Annotated in this window: 13 protein-coding genes and 1 tRNA gene; 12 read left to right on the top strand and 2 right to left on the bottom strand. The window is 73.6% G+C overall.

Annotated elements, in window-relative coordinates:
- Positions 1–101: 101 nt before the first annotated feature.
- From ACFTZA_RS00470 to ACFTZA_RS00480, 3 genes are all read left to right on the top strand, one after another.
- Positions 102–5,540: a GH92 family glycosyl hydrolase gene (locus tag ACFTZA_RS00470; protein WP_378189576.1), complete on the top strand. Its 5,439-nt coding sequence runs from the start codon at positions 102–104 to the stop codon at positions 5,538–5,540.
- A 157-nt stretch (positions 5,541–5,697) separates the two neighbouring features.
- Positions 5,698–6,966, top strand: coding sequence for an AGE family epimerase/isomerase (locus tag ACFTZA_RS00475; RefSeq protein ID WP_378189579.1), 1,269 nt, complete (start codon positions 5,698–5,700; stop codon positions 6,964–6,966).
- Between the two features lie 294 nt (positions 6,967–7,260).
- Complete coding sequence (locus ACFTZA_RS00480) at positions 7,261–7,863, top strand: GNAT family N-acetyltransferase (RefSeq protein ID WP_378189581.1); 603 nt, start codon at positions 7,261–7,263, stop codon at positions 7,861–7,863.
- Between the two features lie 104 nt (positions 7,864–7,967).
- Here ACFTZA_RS00480 and ACFTZA_RS00485 read toward each other — a convergent pair.
- Positions 7,968–8,038: transfer RNA gene (locus ACFTZA_RS00485), tRNA-Gly, on the bottom strand.
- Between the two features lie 114 nt (positions 8,039–8,152).
- On the opposite strand from ACFTZA_RS00485, the gene ACFTZA_RS00490 reads away from it, so the two are divergent.
- Positions 8,153–8,587 (top strand): TM2 domain-containing protein, encoded by a 435-nt coding sequence (locus ACFTZA_RS00490; protein WP_378189583.1) that lies wholly within the window; start codon positions 8,153–8,155, stop codon positions 8,585–8,587.
- A 22-nt stretch (positions 8,588–8,609) separates the two neighbouring features.
- Here ACFTZA_RS00490 and ACFTZA_RS00495 read toward each other — a convergent pair whose 3' ends face one another.
- Positions 8,610–8,939 carry a YtxH domain-containing protein gene (locus ACFTZA_RS00495; RefSeq protein ID WP_378189585.1) on the bottom strand — a complete coding sequence of 110 codons (330 nt, stop codon included), beginning with the start codon at positions 8,937–8,939 and terminating at the stop codon, positions 8,610–8,612.
- A gap of 177 nt (positions 8,940–9,116) precedes the next feature.
- Between ACFTZA_RS00495 and dcd the strand changes: the two genes are divergently transcribed.
- From dcd to mnhG, 8 genes are all read left to right on the top strand, one after another.
- Entirely contained in the window at positions 9,117–9,692 is a 576-nt protein-coding gene (dcd, locus tag ACFTZA_RS00500) for a dCTP deaminase (RefSeq protein WP_378189587.1), read from the top strand.
- A 7-nt stretch (positions 9,693–9,699) separates the two neighbouring features.
- Positions 9,700–10,773 (top strand): hypothetical protein, encoded by a 1,074-nt coding sequence (locus tag ACFTZA_RS00505; RefSeq protein ID WP_378189589.1) that lies wholly within the window; start codon positions 9,700–9,702, stop codon positions 10,771–10,773.
- 224 nt (positions 10,774–10,997) lie between these two features.
- Positions 10,998–14,048: a Na+/H+ antiporter subunit A gene (locus ACFTZA_RS00510; RefSeq protein WP_378189591.1), complete on the top strand. Its 3,051-nt coding sequence runs from the start codon at positions 10,998–11,000 to the stop codon at positions 14,046–14,048.
- Positions 14,045–14,560: a Na(+)/H(+) antiporter subunit C gene (locus ACFTZA_RS00515; protein WP_378189593.1), complete on the top strand. Its 516-nt coding sequence runs from the start codon at positions 14,045–14,047 to the stop codon at positions 14,558–14,560. Before ACFTZA_RS00510 ends, ACFTZA_RS00515 begins: the two co-directional genes overlap by 4 nt.
- Positions 14,560–16,125 (top strand): Na+/H+ antiporter subunit D, encoded by a 1,566-nt coding sequence (locus tag ACFTZA_RS00520; RefSeq protein ID WP_378189595.1) that lies wholly within the window; start codon positions 14,560–14,562, stop codon positions 16,123–16,125. Before ACFTZA_RS00515 ends, ACFTZA_RS00520 begins: the two co-directional genes overlap by 1 nt.
- Positions 16,122–16,781, top strand: coding sequence for a Na+/H+ antiporter subunit E (locus ACFTZA_RS00525; protein ID WP_378189596.1), 660 nt, complete (start codon positions 16,122–16,124; stop codon positions 16,779–16,781). The genes ACFTZA_RS00520 and ACFTZA_RS00525 overlap by 4 nt, the downstream gene beginning before the upstream one ends.
- A 19-nt stretch (positions 16,782–16,800) precedes the next feature.
- Positions 16,801–17,208: a monovalent cation/H+ antiporter complex subunit F gene (locus tag ACFTZA_RS00530; RefSeq protein ID WP_378189598.1), complete on the top strand. Its 408-nt coding sequence runs from the start codon at positions 16,801–16,803 to the stop codon at positions 17,206–17,208.
- Positions 17,208–17,669, top strand: coding sequence for a monovalent cation/H(+) antiporter subunit G (gene mnhG, locus ACFTZA_RS00535; RefSeq protein WP_378189600.1), 462 nt, complete (start codon positions 17,208–17,210; stop codon positions 17,667–17,669). The genes ACFTZA_RS00530 and mnhG overlap by 1 nt, the downstream gene beginning before the upstream one ends.
- Positions 17,670–17,724: the final 55 nt, after the last annotated feature.

Raw genomic sequence — 17,724 nt, forward strand, 5'->3', positions numbered from 1 at the left:
AGGTCGGGGTCGGACCGGCCGTTGACAAGGCACCGGGCGGGCCGTAGGTTCGACCTGACCTTTGACAGCGCTGTCCAGTCGATCGAAGGAGATCGCGCGTCATGACCGACCCCACCCCCCGAGGCGCCGCACCGCGGCGCCGATCCGCCGCGCGCGGCCGACCGCTCGGCATGGCGCTCGCGGCAGCCCTCGTCGTCCCGCTCACGGTCACGACGGCACTCCCCGCCGCCGCTGCCGAGCCGGGCGACTTCGCGTCGTCGTTCGAGCAGGGCGACACGGCACCGCTGACCACCACCGTGGCCGAGCGCGACGGCGCTCCCTGGCAGAGCAACGTCGGCGCCTTCACGAGCGGGCTGCCGGGCAGCGTGCTCGACTCCGTGTCCGCGATCACGGCGAGCGCGCAGAACCTCCCGAACGAGGGCGCCGCCAACCTCGCCGACGGCAGCTCCGGCACCAAGTGGCTCGCCTTCGCGCGCACCGGCTGGGTGACGTACGAGTTCACCGAGCCGGTCTCCTTCAGCGCCTACGCGCTGACGTCCGGGGACGACGCACCCGGGCGCGACCCGAAGACCTGGACCGTCGAGGGCTCCGCCGACGGGTCGACGTGGACCCCGCTCGACCAGCGGACCGACGAGGACTTCCCTGAGCGCCAGCAGCAGCGCGTCTTCGAGCTCGACGCGCCCACGGCCGCGTACCGGTACCTGCGGCTGAACGTCACGGCGAACTCCGGCGACTCGATCGTGCAGCTCGCCGGGTGGGACCTGTCGTCCGACCTCTCCGCCGCGCCGAGCGCCGCACCCATGACGACGTCGGTCGGCACGGGCCCGCGCGTGAACCTCACCAACAAGGCCGGCGTCGGCTTCTCCGGTCTCGCGTCGATGCGCTACGACGGCTCGCACCTCGCGGACGGCCCGGCGAACGCGACGAACGTGCTGTACGACGTCGACGTCCCCGTCGGCGAGGACACGCGCCTGAGCTACACGATCTTCCCCGAGCTCCTCGGGGACCTGCAGTACCCGTCGACGTACGCCGCGGTCGACCTGCTGTTCACCGACGGCACGTACCTGTCCGACCTCGGGGCGCGCGACGCGCACGGCACGGTCGCGACGCCTCGTGCCCAGGGCGAGGGCAAGATCCTCTACGCCGACCAGTGGAACTCGGTGCGCGTCGACGTCGGCGAGGTGGCCGAGGGCAAGACGGTCGACCAGGTCCTGCTCGGCTACGACAACCCGGGCGGGAACGCCGACACCCGGTTCGCGGGATGGCTCGACGACGTCGCGCTCACGGCGCAGCCGGAGACGATCGACGGCTCGAGCCTCGCGAACTACGTCGACACGCGCCGCGGGACGCTCTCCAGCGGCAGCTTCTCGCGCGGCAACAACATCCCCGCGGCGGCCGTGCCGAACGGCTTCAACTTCTGGGTGCCGATGACGAACGCGTCGTCCCAGAGCTGGCTGTACGAGTACCACAAGGCCAACAACGCGAACAACAAGCCCGTGCTGCAGGGTCTCGGCATCTCGCACGAGCCGAGCCCGTGGATGGGTGACCGCAACCAGCTCGCGTTCCTGCCGGCCGCGGGGCCGGCGTCCGGTGCGCCCACCGGCACGCTGAACCAGCGCGGGCTCGAGTTCGACCACGACGACGAGACGGCCCGCCCCGACTACTACGGGGTGACGTTCACCAACGGCACCGCGCTCGAGGTGGCCCCGGCCGACCACGCCGCGGTGCTGCGGTTCACGTACCCGGGCGACGTCGGCCACGTGCTCGTCGACAAGGTCGACGGCACGTCGGAGCTCGCGTTCGACCAGGCCACCGGCACGCTGTCCGGCTGGGTCGAGAACGGCTCCGGCCTGTCCGTGGGCCGCACCCGCATGTTCGTCGCAGGCACCTTCGACCGCGGTCCGACGGCGGTCGGGAACGCCGCGGGCGACCGGGCGGACGCGCGCTACGCCACGTTCGACACGTCGTCCGACGACACCGTCGAGCTGCGCGTCGCGACGTCGTTCATCAGCCTCGACCAGGCGCGCAAGAACCTCGCGCTCGAGGTCGAGGACCGGTCGTTCACCGAGGTCAAGGCCGCGGCGACCGACGCCTGGAACGAGCGCCTCGGCGTGATCGAGGTCGAGGGCGCGAGCGAGGACCAGCTCGTCACGCTGTACTCCAACCTCTACCGCCTCAACCTCTACCCGAACGCGCAGCACGAGAACACGGGCACCGCGCAGGAGCCGGTCTGGCGCTACGCGAGCCCCGTCTCCCCGACGTCGGGCAGCGCGACGGACACGCAGACGAACGCCGAGGTCGTCGACGGCAAGATCTACGTCAACAACGGGTTCTGGGACACGTACCGCACGGCCTGGCCGGCGTACTCCCTGCTCTACCCCGAGATCGCGAGCGAGCTGGTCGACGGGTTCGTCCAGCAGTACCGCGACGGCGGCTGGGTCGCGCGCTGGTCCTCGCCGGGCTACGCCGACCTCATGACGGGCACGAGCTCCGACGTCGCGTTCGCCGACGCCTACCTCAAGGGCTCGCTGCCCACCGACCGCGCGCTCGACGCGTACGACGCCGCGCTGAAGAACGCGACCGTCGCGCCGCCGAACAACGCGGTGGGCCGCAAGGGCCTCCAGACGTCGCCGTTCCTCGGTTTCACGCCGGAGAGCACGCACGAGTCGGTGTCGTGGGGGCTCGAGGGCCTCATCAACGACTTCGGCATCGGCAACATGGCCGCTGCCCTCGCCGAGGACCCGGCCACGCCCGAGGAGCGCCGGCAGACCCTGCGCGAGGAGTCCGCGTACTTCCTCGAGCGGGCGACGCACTACGTCGAGCTGTTCGACCCGGCGATCGACTTCTTCCAGCCGCGGCACGAGGACGGCACGTTCCTCAACGCGCCGGAGGACTACGACCCGCGCGACTGGGGCGGCGGCTACACGGAGACGAGCGGCTGGAACTTCGCGTTCCACGCGCCGCAGGACCCGCAGGGTCTCGCCAACCTCTACGGCGGCAGGCAAGGGCTCGAGGACAAGCTCGACGAGTTCTTCGCGACGCCCGAGGACGCGACGCACACCGGCGGCTACGGCGGCGTCATCCACGAGATGCGCGAGGCCCGCGACATCCGGCTCGGCCAGTGGGGCATGAGCAACCAGGTGTCGCACCACATCCCGTGGCTGTACGACGCCGCGGGCGCGCCGTCGAAGACGCAGGAGATCGTCCGCGAGGTCACGCGCCGCCTGTTCGTGGGCAGCGAGATCGGCCAGGGCTACCCGGGCGACGAGGACAACGGCGAGATGTCGTCGTGGTGGATCTTCGCCGCGCTCGGCTTCTACCCGCTCCAGGTGGGTTCCGCCGAGTACGCCGTCGGCTCGCCGCTGTTCGACACGGCGACCGTGCACCTGCCGGGCGGCGACCTCGTCGTCAACGCGGAGAACAACTCGGTCGAGAACGTCTACGTGCAGTCCCTCGCCGTCGACGGCGAGCCCCGCACCTCGACGTCCCTGTCGCAGGAGGACCTCTCCGGCGGCGCGACGCTCGACTTCGTCATGGGTCCGGAGCCGTCCGACTGGGGCACCGGTCCGGACGACGCCCCGCCGTCGCTGACGGAGGGTGACGAGGCGCCGGAGCCGGTGCAGGACGCGACGACGCCGGGTCTCGGCACGACGACGGTCGCGGACGGCGACGCGTCGACCTCCGCGGCCGCCCTCGTGGACAACACGTCGGCGTCGCGCACGACGTTCGCCACCGCCACGCCGACCGTCACCTGGTCGGGCAACGGGATCCGGCCCACCGCCGGCACCTACACGCTGACGTCGGGCGCGAGCGGGACGGGGTCGCCGTCCGCGTGGACGCTCGAGGGCTCCGACGACGGCGAGACCTGGACGACGCTCGACGAGCGCTCGGGCGAGGAGTTCCGCTGGGCGCTCCAGACCCGGCCGTTCACCGTCGCCGAGCCCGGTGCGTACGCGCACTACCGGCTCGTCGTCACCGCGTCGGCCGGGGAGGGCGACCTGTCGCTCGCCGAGGTCGAGCTGCTCGCCGACCCGGCCGACTCCGGCGCCGAGGGGCTCACGCTCACCGCCGTCGCGGACGGCGACGGCGTCACGGGCCGCGAGGTGACGCGCATGTTCGCCACGCTCACGGGCGTGCCGGGCGACGCCGCCGACGTCGACGTCAGCGTGACGTTCGGCGACGGCAGCGAGCCGGTGGCCGGCACGCTGGTGCCCGGCGCGTTCGGGTCGTACGCCGTCCGCGCCACGCACACGTGGACGACGCCGGGCGTCTACCCGGTCACGGTGACGGCCACGGCCGAGGGCGCGGAGCCGGTCACCGCGACCTCGTACGTCTCGGTCGAGCTGCTGCGCGAGGGATCGCTGCTCGCCGCGTACGACAACGTGTGCATCGGCGACCCCGGGACGACCGTCGGCTCGTGCGACGGCCAGGGCGTGTTCTTCGACCGCGGCCAGCTCGCGGACAAGGGCTTCGTCCAGGGCGAGAGCATGACGGTCCCCGGCACCGACCTCCGGTTCGACGTGCCGGCGGTCCCCGCCGGCGAGCCGGACAACGCGACCGGTGACGGCCAGACCATCGAGCTCGACGTCCCGGCGGACGCCCAGCAGCTCTCGGTGATCGGTACGGGCACGGAGAAGAACCAGCAGGCCTCGGGCACGCTGACGTTCGACGACGGCTCGACCCAGGCGATCGACCTGAGCTTCGGCGACTGGTCGGGCGCGGCCCGCAACCCCGTGTTCGGGAACATCCCGGTCGCGGTGACGGACCACCGCCTGCGCGGCGGCAGCCCGCAGACCGGCACCCCCGCGGCGGTCTTCGCCACGGCGCCGATCGACCTGCCGGACGGCAAGCAGGTCGTCAGCCTCACGCTCCCGGACCAGCCGGGCCAGCTCTCGAGCGACGGGCGCATCCACGTGTTCGCGGTCGCGCACGACGGCACCCCCGTCGTGCAGGCCCCGCTCGAGGTGACGCCGGCGGACGGGGTCACCCTCGCCGTCGGGCAGGAGGCCGACACGGTGCTCGCGTCCGTCGCGGGCGGTCGCGAGGGCGCGGACCTGCGGGCCGCGGTCACGTGGGGCGACGGGTCCGACGTCGTCGCCGGCACGGTCGCTCCGGCGGCCGAGGGTGCCACGGTCTCCGGGGCGCACGCCTACGCCGAGGCCGGGACGTACACCGCGTACGTCGTGGTCGACGACGGCTGGACGAGCGCCGTGGTCGAGGTACCGGTGACGGTGACCGAGGACGGGCCCGCCCTGGCGGTCGAGGTGACGACGAGCGTCCGGTGCCTCGCCGGCAAGGCGTACGTCGCGGTGCGGGCGGACAACGGCGAGGACTCGCCGCTCGCCCTCACCCTGACCACGCCGTTCGGCACGAAGGAGGTCGCCTCCGTCGAGCCGGGCCGCTCCGCGTACCACGCGTTCGCGGTCCGGGCGGCGTCCGTCGAGGCCGGCACGGCCACGGTCGTGGCGGTCCGCGGGACGGGCGAGGACGAGGTCCGGACGACGGTCGAGGCCGAGTACCCGGCTCTCGACTGCGGCTGACCTGGCGGGACGGCCCCTCGCCCCACCGGTCCGACCGGTGGGGCGAGGGGCCGTCGCACGTCCGCGCGCTCTAGGCTGGGCGTTGACACGACCGGACGGCTGCGCGTACGTTCAGCAGCCTGACAGCGCTGTCCAGCAGTCTCACGAGAAGGACATCATGAACACCGACCTGCCCCCGACGCCCGGCGGCGCCGCCCGCGAGGCGTGGCGCCACCACCAGCTCGCCGAGCTCCTGCGCTTCGGCGAGGCGTCGCTGCGGCCGGACGGTGCCGCGCGGTGGCTCGACGACGACGGTCGCCCCGACCTGTCCCGGCCCGTGCACACGTGGATCACGTCCCGCACGGCCCACGTCTACGCCGTCGCCTCGCTCCTCGGGGTCCCCGGCGCCGGTGAGCGCGCCGACCTCGCGCTCCAGGGGCTGCGCAGCGTGCTCGTCGACGCCCAGCACGGCGGCTGGGTGTCGTCGCGCGGCCCGGCACCGGTCCCCGGCGACGTGGTCGACGTCGAGACGCAGCCCGTCGACGGGACGAAGAGCGCGTACGCGCACGCGTTCGTCGTGCTGGCCGCGGCGTCGGGGACCCTCGCCGGGCGCGAGGGCGCGCGCGAGCTGCTCGACGCGGCGCTCGCCGTGCTCGACCAGCGGTTCTGGGAGCCGGGCCCCCGGATGCACGCGGACGAGTGGGACCGCGCGTGGACGCACCTCGACGACTACCGCGGCGTCAACGCCAACATGCACGCCGTGGAAGCGCTCCTGGCCGCCCACGACGCGACGGGCGACGCCGAGTGGTTGGCCCGCGCCGCGTCGATCGCGGACCGGGTGACCGGCTGCGCCGCCGAGAACGGGTGGCGCATCCCCGAGCACTTCGACAGCGCGTGGACGCCGCTGCCCGAGTACAACGCCGACCGGCCGCGCGACCCCTTCAAGCCCTACGGCTCCACCCCGGGGCACGGCCTCGAGTGGTCCCGTCTCCTCCTCCAGCTCGACGTCGCGGCCGGCACGCCGGGGACGCGCACCGACGTCGCCGTCGCGCTGTTCGACCGTGCCGTCGCCGACGGCTGGGACGGCGAGCACGGGGGCGGCTTCGTCTACACGGTGGACTGGACCGGCGCGCCCGTGGAGCCGCGCCGCTTCCACTGGGTCGCTGCGGAGGCCGTGGCCGCCGCCGACGTGCTCGGCCGCGTCACGGGCGACCCGCGCTTCGCCGAGGCCGCGACCGTGTGGTGGGAGTGGATCGACCGGTACCTCGTGGACCACGAGCGCGGGTCGTGGCACCACGAGCTGGGCGCCGACAACCGGCCGGGCGGCATCACCTGGGTGGGCAAGCCCGACGTCTACCACGCCGCACAGGCCGTGATCCTGCCCGACCTCCCGCTCACCGGGTCGATGGCGGCGTCGGCCAAGGCGGCCGGACGCATCCTGGGCTGAACCAGGTCGGTCCGCGTCGCCGACCCCGGGGTTGGCGGGTCGGGTCGGTCGCCGAGCCCCGGGTCGTGCGTGACGTCGGACGCCGAGCCCCGGGTTGTGCGTGACGTCGGTCGCCGAACCCTGGGTTGTGCGTGACGTCGGTCGCCGAGCCCCGGGTCGTGCGTGACGTCGGACGCCGAACCCTGGGTTGTGCGTGACGTCGGACGCCGAACCCTGGGCTGTGCGCCATGCGGGAGCGATCCTGACGCACAACCCGGGGTTCGGCGGTGCGGTGCGTCGGCCTACAGTGCTGACGTGACCGCACCGGAGACCGCTGCAACCGAGACCGCTGCAACCGAGACTGCTGCCACCGAGACTGCTGCCACCGAGACTGCTGCCACCGAGACTGCTGCCACCGCGACCGCTGCAACCGCGACCGCTGCCACCGAGACCGCGCACGACGTCCCGGCCCTGTCCCGGCCCGCGGCGGGACCGCGGTTCGCGCTCGTCGACCTGCTCGCCGACGACTCGCGCTGGGCTGTCGCGCTCCCGGTCCTCCAGGCGCTGCGCCCGCACCTCACCGCCGACCTCCTGCGGCAGGTGCTGGCCGACGACGCCCCCGGCCCGCGCTTCCTCGCGGCGTTCGACGGCGACGCGTGCCTCGGTGTCGCGGGCTGGCGCGTCATCGCGAACACGAGCGCCGTGCGCAAGCTCTACGTCGACGACCTCGTCACCGCGTCGCAGGCCCGCTCGCGCGGCGTCGGTGCGGCGCTCCTGGCCGAGCTCGAGCGGCGCGCCCGCGACGCCGGCTGCACGGTGCTCGACCTCGACTCCGGCGTACAGCGATTCGACGCCCACCGGTTCTACCTGCGCGAGCGCCTGAGCATCACGTCGCACCACTTCGCCAAACCGCTCTGAGCGGCCGGCGACCGCGCCGGCGTCGTGCACCGGGGTGCCGGGTCCCGGACGCGCCGCAGACGACGAGAGCCCCGCACCTCGTGGTGCGGGGCTCTCGAACGCTGAGCGGGTGACGGGAATCGAACCCGCGCTATCAGCTTGGGAAGCTGAAGTTCTACCATTGAACTACACCCGCGCGGCGCCGGTAGCGGTCGCCGTGATGTCTCTGGGAGGATCTCGGCGAACCAGCGCGCGCCCCGATCATAGCGGACGTCGCTGGGGATGTCCGAACCGCGATCGAGGAGACGCCGTGACCGAGAACCCGTACCCGCAGCAGCCCGGACCCGACGCGCCGTACGGCACGCCGACCGGCCCCGCCCAGCCGGCCGGGCAGGGTCAGCCAGCCGGGCAGGGTCAGCCGGCAGGGTACGGCGCGCCGTACGGCTACCCGCCCCAGGGCGGGCCCGCGGGGTACCCGGGCGGGTACGACCCGAACCTCGACCCGATGGCCAAGTCGCGGCTCGCGGCCGGGCTGCTCGGCATCCTCCTGGGCAGCCTCGGCATCCACCGGTTCTACCTGGGCTACACCGGCATCGGGCTGACGATGCTGCTGCTGTCGGTCCTGTCGGTCGGGTTCCTGGCGCCGCTCGTGGGCATCTGGGGCCTGGTCGAGGGCATCCTCTACCTCACCGCGAAGCAGGGGACGTACGCCGTGGACTCGACGGGTCGCCCGCTGCGCGCCTGACCGGACCCGGCGCGCGGCCCGCTCAGATCCGGTAGTCGTCGCGCGACGTCGGGTCGGGCGAGGCCGCGCCGTCGGAGTGCCGGCCGCCCTCGGAGGAGTCGGACGAATGGCCCTTCACGGCGCCGGCCACCTTGCCACCCTGCTCCTTGGCGACGCCGGCCACCTTGGCGCCCTGCTCCTTCGCCACGGTGGTCACCTTCTCCTGCGCGGAGTGCACGGCCGACTGGACGTCGTCCGACTCCCACAGCTCCTTGGCCTTGCCCCGGAGCTCCTCGAACCGCTCACGTCCGGCGCGCGTGCCGAGCACGTAGCCGACGCCGATCCCGACGACGAGGGCGAGCTTCGACTTCATGGTGGTCTCCTTCGTTCGGGGGTGCCGGGACGAGGGTCCCGCGTGCGGTTCCCAGCACGGTAGCGACGCCGCGACCCGTTCGCGCGGGCAGGGCACCCGGCCGGTGCGCCCAGGCCGCACGACGACGCCCGGTCCGGCGGGGCCGGATGCGCCGGTGCTGTCGGCTAGCGTGTCCCCGTGCTGCTCTCCGACCGCGACATCCGCGCCGAGCTCGACGCCGGCCGCGTCCAGCTCGAACCGTACGACCCGTCGATGCTGCAGCCGTCGAGCATCGACGTCCGGCTCGACCGGTTCTTCCGGCTGTTCGACAACCACAAGTACCCGTACATCGACCCGTCGCAGGACCAGCCGGACCTCACGCGCCTCGTCGAGGTGGACGCCGCCGAGCCGTTCGTGCTGCACCCCGGCGAGTTCGTCCTGGGCTCGACGTTCGAGACCGTGACGCTTCCCGACGACGTCGCGGCGCGCCTCGAGGGCAAGTCGAGCCTGGGCCGCCTCGGACTCCTCACGCACTCCACCGCCGGGTTCATCGACCCCGGGTTCTCCGGCCACGTGACGCTCGAGCTGAGCAACGTCGCGACCCTGCCCATCACGCTGTGGCCCGGCATGAAGATCGGTCAGCTCTGCTTCTTCCGCCTGTCGTCGCCGGCGGAGAACCCGTACGGGTCGAGCGTCTACGGGTCGCGCTACCAGGGCCAGCGGGGGCCGACGGCCTCGCGCTCCTGGCAGGGCTTCCACCGCACGGACGTGTGAGGCACCCGTGACCACGCTCCCCCCGCTGCCGCACCCCGACGGCCCCGGCGCCGCGCAGGCGCACCAGGCGCGCCACCTGCTCGGCGTCCCCGACGACGTGCTCGTCGACGAGCTCGAGACCCTCGCGCTGTCCCGGTTCGCCGGCGCGCGGTGGGACGTCGCGCCCGCAGGGGCCGAGCCGCTCGTGCCCCCCGCGCGCACGGCCGGTGCCGGCCAGCCGGGCGTCCTGCGCACGTCCCGCCACACGACGCTCACCGGGCCGTACGCACCCGGAGGCGCCGGGCTGCCGCCGGGCACCGCCCTGGTGCTCGACGTCGTGTGCCCGCGCGAGCGGGGCGACGCGCCGTACCCGGGCGGGGGCGACCGCGACGGGGTCGGCCGCGCGTTCCCGGCGGGTGTGCCCGTCCGGGAGGAGGAGCGTGTCGTCGCGTGGCTCCTCGCCACCGCCCGTCGCCTCGGCGGTTCCGTGCGCGCCGACGTCGGCCACCCCGCGTCGGCGGGCGTGGTGCTCACGCCGGACCCGGGCGCGGCGGTCGACATGTGCCTGTACTCCGACGTCTGGCTCGAGCCGAACGCCGCGCTGACGCTCGTCGCGCGCCAGCACCCGCGCACGACCCTCGCCACGGAGGGCGCCTCCTACGGCGGTCCGCCCCAGGGCATCGCGGAGCTCCCGCTGTACCCGGGGGAGAAGATGGACCCCGAGCTGCGCCGGGCGGTCCACGCCGCCGCCGACGACGTCGACATCAAGGCGCTGACCACCGGCTCCGTGCTCGACGGGTACGGCCTGCTCGTCGACCTGGGCCTGGACGGCCTGGTCGCCGTCGAGGTGGGCGGTGAGGACCAGCTCCCGCTCCTGGTGCGCGGGCTGCCGTGGGCGTCCGGCGGTGCGGTGTCCTACCGGGTCCGGTGGGAGCCGCGCGACCTCCTCGAGTCGCAGCAGGAGGTCCCGTCCATGGAGCACCGCGTCGCCCGCAGGCGGGCCGCCGAGGTCGTCGCCCACGTCGTCGGCACGCTGCACGACGCGGTCGGCGGGGAGATCGCGGACGAGTCCGAGTTCCTCGTGGACCGCGACGACCTCTGACTGGTCGGTGCTCGTCGTCAGGACCGCCCCGCACGGTGCGAGACGCGGCGGCGCGCGCCGGGGAGCGCGGCGTCGCGCGCGCACCGTAGAATGGTCGTGGTCGACGCGGCGTCCGTCGCGTCACGGCCCTGTGTCGTCGTGCGCGCGCGCCCCCCGGCCGCGGTGACGAGTGACAAGTCCAGGCAAGACCCGCCCACCCGCCCCCGACCCGGACGGAGCGGCCCGTGCTCTACGTGCTCGTCGCACATCTCGCGATGGCACTGGGCGCGCCCGCACTCGTGTCGCTGTGGGGCCGGCGGGCGTTCCTCGTCATGGCGCTCGCGCCCGCGTCGGCCGCTGTCTACGCGCTGACGTGGACGCGGCGCGTCATGGAGGGCGGCCACCCGACGACCGTGCACGAGTGGGTGCCCGGGATCGGGCTCGAGCTCGCGTTCCGCATGGACACGCTGTCGTGGCTCATGCTGCTGCTCGTCGGGGGCGTCGGCGCACTGGTGCTCGTGTACTGCTCCGCCTACTTCTCGCCGACCGCGCAGGGGCTGCGCAGGTTCGGCGGCGTGCTCACCGCGTTCGCCGGGGCCATGGCCGGGCTCGTCGTCGCGGACGACGTGCTGCTGCTGTTCGTGTTCTGGGAGCTGACCACCGTCTTCTCCTACCTGCTCATCGGGCACTACGCGGACCGCAAGGCGGGACGGCGCGCCGCGATGCAGGCGATCGTCCTCACCACGGCGGGCGGCCTCGCGATGCTCGTCGGGCTCGTCGTCCTGGGGGTCCAGGCCGGGACGTACCGGCTGTCGGAGATCGTCGCCGACCCGCCCTCGGGCGGCGCCGTGACGGCCGCCGTGGTCTGCCTCCTCGTGGGGGCGGCCACGAAGTCCGCGCTCGTCCCGCTGCACTTCTGGCTCCCCGCCGCGATGGCCGCCCCGACCCCGGTGAGCGCCTACCTGCACGCCGCGGCCATGGTCAAGGCGGGCGTCTACCTCGTCGCCCGCTTCGCCCCCGCGTACTCCGACACGACCGTGTGGCGCACGCTCGTCATCGCGCTCGGCGCCGGCACGATGCTCGTCGGTGGCTACCGGGCGCTGCGCCAGTACGACCTCAAGCTCGTCCTCGCGTTCGGCACGGTGAGCCAGCTCGGCTTCATCGTCCTCCTCGTGGGGCTGGGCACGCGCGGTGCGGCGCTCGCGGGCCTCGCGATGATCGGCGCCCACGCGATGTTCAAGGCGACCCTGTTCCTCGTCGTCGGTGCGGTCGACGCCGCGACGGGCACGCGCGACCTGCGCCGCCTCACCGGGGTGGGCCGTGCCCTGCCGTGGACGGCGACGGCCGGCGCCCTGGCGACGGCCTCGATGATCGGGCTGCCGCCGTTCGCGGGCTACGTCGCGAAGGAGGCCGCGCTCGAGGGGCTGCTGCACGGCCAGGGTCCCGCGTGGGTGGACGCCGTGGCCCTGTGGTCGGTCGTCGTGGGGTCCATGCTCACGACCGCGTACAGCCTGCGCTTCTGGTGGGGCGCGTTCTCCTCGCACAAGCGGTTCGCGGGTGCTCCCTCCCGGGCGAACGAGCACGTCGACCTGCGCGCGTCCCGCGGACCGGCCGTCGAGCCCGACGAGCCGGTCGTCGACCCGTCGCGGATCAAGCCGCTGCCGCTGCTGCTCGTGGCCCCGGCCGTCGTGCTCGCCGTGCTGGGCCTCGCGGCCGGTCTCGTCCCGCACCTCGGCGAGGAACTGCTCCAGCCGTACGCCGAGGCGTACCCGGCGGGTGAGCCGGGCCACCTCGTGCTCTGGGCCGGGTTCACCCCGGCGCTGGCGCTGACCGTCCTGATCCTCGTCGTCGGGGTGCTGCTGTTCTGGCAGCGGTCGCGCGTCGAGCGGTTCCAGGCCTTCCTGTGGTCCGTCCCCGAGGCGGACGTCGCGTACCGCCGCACCATGCGCCGCCTCGACGACCTCGCGGCCGACGTCACGGCGGTCACGCAGCGCGGCTCGCTCCCGTTCTACCTCGGCATCATGCTCCTCGTCGTCGCCGTGGGGCCGGGCCTGGTGCTGCTCGTGCAGACGAGCTGGCCCGAGCAGCTCAAGGCGTGGGACCGTCCTGCACAGCTCGCGGCCGTGCTCGCGATCTGCGTGGCCTCCGTGCTCGCGGCACGCTCGCGGCGCCGGCTCAAGGCCGTCGTCCTGATCGGCATCGCCGGCTACGGCAACGCCGTGGTCTTCCTGCTGCACGGCGCTCCGGACCTCGCGCTGACGCAGGTCCTCGTCGAGACCGTCACGCTCGTCGTCATGGTGCTGGTGCTGCGCCGGCTGCCCCCGTACTTCTCCGACCGGCCGCTCGCCGCGAGCCGCTGGGTCCGGCTCGGCATCGGCGTCGCGGTCGGCGTCGCGATGATGGGCCTCGCGCTCGTCGCCCCGCTCGCGCGCGTCGCCGTGCCCATCTCCGTGGACTTCCCGGAGGAGGCCTACGCCTGGGGCGGCGGGAGGAACATCGTCAACGTCACGCTGGTGGACATCCGCGCCTGGGACACCATGGGCGAGATCTCGGTGCTGCTCGCCGCGGCCACCGGCGTCGCGTCGCTCGTCTTCCTGCGCGTGCGCAGCGGCGACGTGCTGCGGATCGCCGACGCCCGCGTCGCGCGCGGCCCGCAGGGCCAGGGCATCTGGGGCGGCGAGCCGGACCCGGGCGCTGCGCTGCGCCGGCGGGGCGTCACGGACGAGGGCCAGCCCCGGATGTCCGTGTGGTTGTCGGCGGGTCGCACGCTCGCGCCGCAGCGGCGCTCGGTGATCTTCGAGGTCGTCACGCGCGTGCTGTTCCACTCGATGATCGTCTTCGCGCTCTTCCTGCTGTTCTCGGGGCACAACCAGCCGGGCGGCGGGTTCGCGGCAGGCCTCGTCGTCGGTATCGCGCTCGTCGTGCGCTACCTCGCCGGCGGCCGCTACGAGCTCGGCGAGGCCGCGCCGGTCCACCCGGGCATCCTCCTGGGCCTCGGCCTGTTCCTGTCCGCCGGGGTCGGCCTCGTGCCGCTCCTCCTCGGCGGGTCGGTGCTCCAGAGCGCCATCATCGACCTCACGCTCCCCGTGTTCGGCCACGTCAAGCTCGTCACCACGCTGTTCTTCGACATCGGGGTGTTCCTCGTGGTGCTGGGCCTCGTGCTCGACATCCTGCGCACGCTCGGCGCCGAGATCGACCGGCAGGGCGAGCGGACCGCGCGCGGCCAGGAGCCCGGCGAGGACAGCGACCCGATGTCCGCGCTCGAGCCCGACGCGATCGGAGGCGGCCGCCGATGAGCGACATCGACATGACCCCGAGCATCGTGCTCGTCCTCGCGATCGGCGTCCTGTTCGCCGCCGGCGTGTACCTCCTGCTCGAGCGCAGCCTCACGCGTGTCCTGCTCGGTTTCATCCTCATGGGCAACGGCGCGAACCTGCTGTTCCTCGTCGCGGGCGGGCGCGCCGGGGGAGCACCCCTCGTCGGCACGACGCCCGAGGACGAGATGAGCGACCCACTCGTGCAGGCGATGGTGCTCACCGCGATCGTCATCACGCTGGGGTTCACGGCGTTCGTCCTCGCGATGGCGTACCGCTCGTGGCAGCTGCACGGTCACGACGAGGTCCAGGACGACCTCGAGGACCGTCGCGTCGCGCGGCAGGCCGCTCGCAACACCCCGGCCTTCGAGGACCTGGACACGGAGGAGAGCGGTCAGACGCTCGACGACGAGGCCGCGCAGGTGCGTGACGAGACCGACGGGGACGGCGACGGCGTCACGGACCGGCGGCTCGACGACGAGGGGAGCCGCTGATGGACCTGGTCGAGGTCTCCAAGGCGCTCGTCCCCCTGCCGGTGACGCTGCCGCTCGTCGCGGCGGGACTGACGCTCGCCCTGTGGCGGCACGCCCGCGCCCAGCGCGTCATCGCGGCGACCACGCTGGTGGTCGTGCTCGCCGTCTCCGTCGTGCTGCTCGTCGCGGCCGACGGGGGCCCTGTCGTCGTGGACGTGGGGGAGTGGGCGGCGCCGGTCGGCATCGACCTGATCGCGGACCGGCTGTCGGCGCTCATGCTCACCGTGTCGAGCTTCGTCATGCTCTGCGTCCTGCTGTACTCGCTCGCGCAGGGCGTGGCGGACGGTGACGACGAGGCGCCGGTCGCGATCTACCACCCGACCTTCATGGTGCTCGCCGCGGGCGTGTTCAACGCGTTCCTCTCGGGCGACCTGTTCAACCTCTACGTCGGCTTCGAGATCTTCCTCGCCGCGAGCTACGTCCTGCTCACGCTCGGCGGGACGGGCGAGCGCATCCGGGCCGGGTCCATCTACGTGGTCGTGGCGCTGCTGTCGTCGATCATCTTCCTCGTCGCGATCGCCGTGACGTACGCCGCGACGGGCACGGTGAACCTCGCGCAGCTGTCCGAGCGGTTCGCCGAGATCGACCCCGGCGTCGCGACGACCATCCAGCTCCTGCTGCTCGTCGCGTTCGGCATCAAGGCGGCGCTGTTCCCCCTGTCCGCGTGGCTCCCCGACTCGTACCCGACGGCGCCCGCCCCCGTCACCGCCGTCTTCGCCGGGCTGCTGACCAAGGTCGGCGTGTACGCGATCATCCGGACGCAGACGCTGCTGTTCCCCGGGGGGCGTCTCGACGACCTCCTCCTGTGGCTCGCCCTCGCGACGATGATCATCGGGATCCTCGGCGCCGTCGCCCAGAACGACATCAAACGACTGCTGTCGTTCACGCTCGTGAGCCACATCGGCTACATGATCTTCGGCATCGCGCTCGCGTCCGAGCCGGGCATGGCGGCGGCGGTCTTCTACGTCGTGCACCACATCACCGTGCAGACGACGCTCTTCCTCGTGGTGGGCCTCGTCGAGCGCCGCGGGGGCTCCACGTCGCTCGACCGGCTGGGTGGTCTCGCCAAGCTCGCTCCCGGGCTGGCCGTCCTCTTCTTCGTCCCCGCGATGAACCTCGCGGGCATCCCGCCGCTGTCCGGGTTCCTCGGCAAGGTCGGTCTGCTCCAGGAGGGCGTCGCGCAGGGCACGCCGCTCACGTGGGCGCTCGTCGTGGGCTCCGTCGTCACGTCCCTCCTGACGCTCTACGCGATCGTCAAGGCGTGGAACAAGGCCTTCTGGCAGACGGCGCCCGTCGAGATCCCGGAGACCGTGCGCCTGCCGCGCGGCATGGTCGGGCCGGCGACGGCGCTCGTCGCGTTCGGGGTGGCGCTCACCGTGGTCGCCGGCCCGCTGTACGCGTACACCGAGCGCGCGGCGTCGACCCTGCTCGACGGGCACACGTACGTCGACGCGGTCTTCCCCGACGGGTCCGGCCGCGGGCAGGGCGTCTCCAGCGACGTCGCGGACGGGGGTGAGGAGGGGTGAACAGCCTCCACCGTCGACGCAGCACGCTGACGAGCGGACCGTTCCGGCGGCTCACGACGCAGTGGCGGACCGTCGTGTGGCTCACGGTCGTCTGGGTCGCGCTCTGGGGAGACCTGTCGTGGGGCAACGTCGTGGCCGGCCTGCTGGTCGGCTGCGCGGTGCTCGTCCTGCTGCCGCTGCCGTCGGTCGCGACGCGGGGCACGCTCCGCCCGTGGCCGGTGCTGGTGCTGCTGGCGCGCTTCGTCGCCGACCTGTTCACCGCGTCCTTCCAGGTCGCCGCCCTCGCGGTCGACCCGCGGCGCACGCCGCACGGCGCGGTGGTGGGCGTCCGGCTGCGCAACCCGTCCGACGTCTACATGACCCTGACGTCCGAGCTCACGTCGCTCGTCCCCGGCTCGCTCGTCATCGAGGCGCACCGCCTCACCGGCATGCTGTACCTGCACGTGCTCGACGTCGACCAGGCGGGCGGCGTCGAGAAGGTCCGGGCGGACACGCTCGCCCTCGAGGCCCGCGTCCTCCACGCGTTCGCGACGAACGAGGAGCTGCGGGTCGCGGGGCTGTACCAGCACGACGGCGGAGACGACCCGGCCGCGCCGCGGACCGGGGGCGGGCGACCCGGGCGTGCGACGGGCGCGGGGAAGGAGGCCGACAGGTGACCAGGCAGGTGGGCGACCGATGAGCGACACCGTGTTCCTCGTGGTGGTCGTGGCCGCGGCCGTGCTCCTCGGGGCCGCCGCGACGCTCGCCGTCGTGCGCGCCGAGCGGGGCCCGTCGATGCTCGACCGCACCGTCGCGCTCGACGTCTTCACGACGACCCTCGTGGGCGCGATCGCCCTCGAGGCCGCGTTCTCGCGCCGCACCGACACGATCCCGCTGCTCGTCGTGCTCTCGCTCGTCGGCTTCGTCGGCTCGGTGACGATCGCGCGGTTCGCGTCGGTGGAGCCCGAGGGCGAGGGGCGGATCCGCACGGCGGAGGAGGTGGCCCGCGAGGACGCCGCACGCCGTGCGGCCGAGGAGGCCGAGCGCGACCAGGTCGTGGACCGCGACCACCACGGGACGAGCGCCGAGGGCGAGGTGCGCTGATGGACGCCGGACTCTGGGACGCGGTGGCGGACGTCGTCGCGGCGGTGCTCCTGCTGCTCGGGGCGTTCCTCGCGTTCGCCGCCGGCGTCGGCGTGGTGCGGTTCCCCGACCTGCTCGGCCGGATGCACGCGGCGACCAAGCCGCAGGTGCTCGGGCTGATCCTCGTGCTCCTCGGGATGAGCCTGCGACTGCGCTCCTGGGGAGTCGTCGCGACGCTCGCGCTCGTCGTCGCGTTCCAGCTCCTCACGTCGCCCGTCGCCGCCCACATGGTCGGCCGTGCGGGCTACCGCACGGGCAAGGTCCGCACGCACGCGCTCGTCGTCGACGAGCTCACCCGTGATCAGGCCGCGGCCGACCGCGAGGCGCTGGGGGAGCACGACGAGCGCGCCGGGGAGCCGGTCGACCCGACCGTCCCGTCGCCGGACGGGCCGCCGCGACCCGAGGGCGAACCCGGCTCCTGAGCCGCTCGCGTCCGGCGTCGTCCGGGACGTCCCCGGGATCGCCGCCGAGCGGACC

It is taken from the genome of Cellulosimicrobium sp. NPDC057127, assembly GCF_042670945.1.
GTDB lineage: Bacteria > Actinomycetota > Actinomycetes > Actinomycetales > Cellulomonadaceae > Cellulosimicrobium.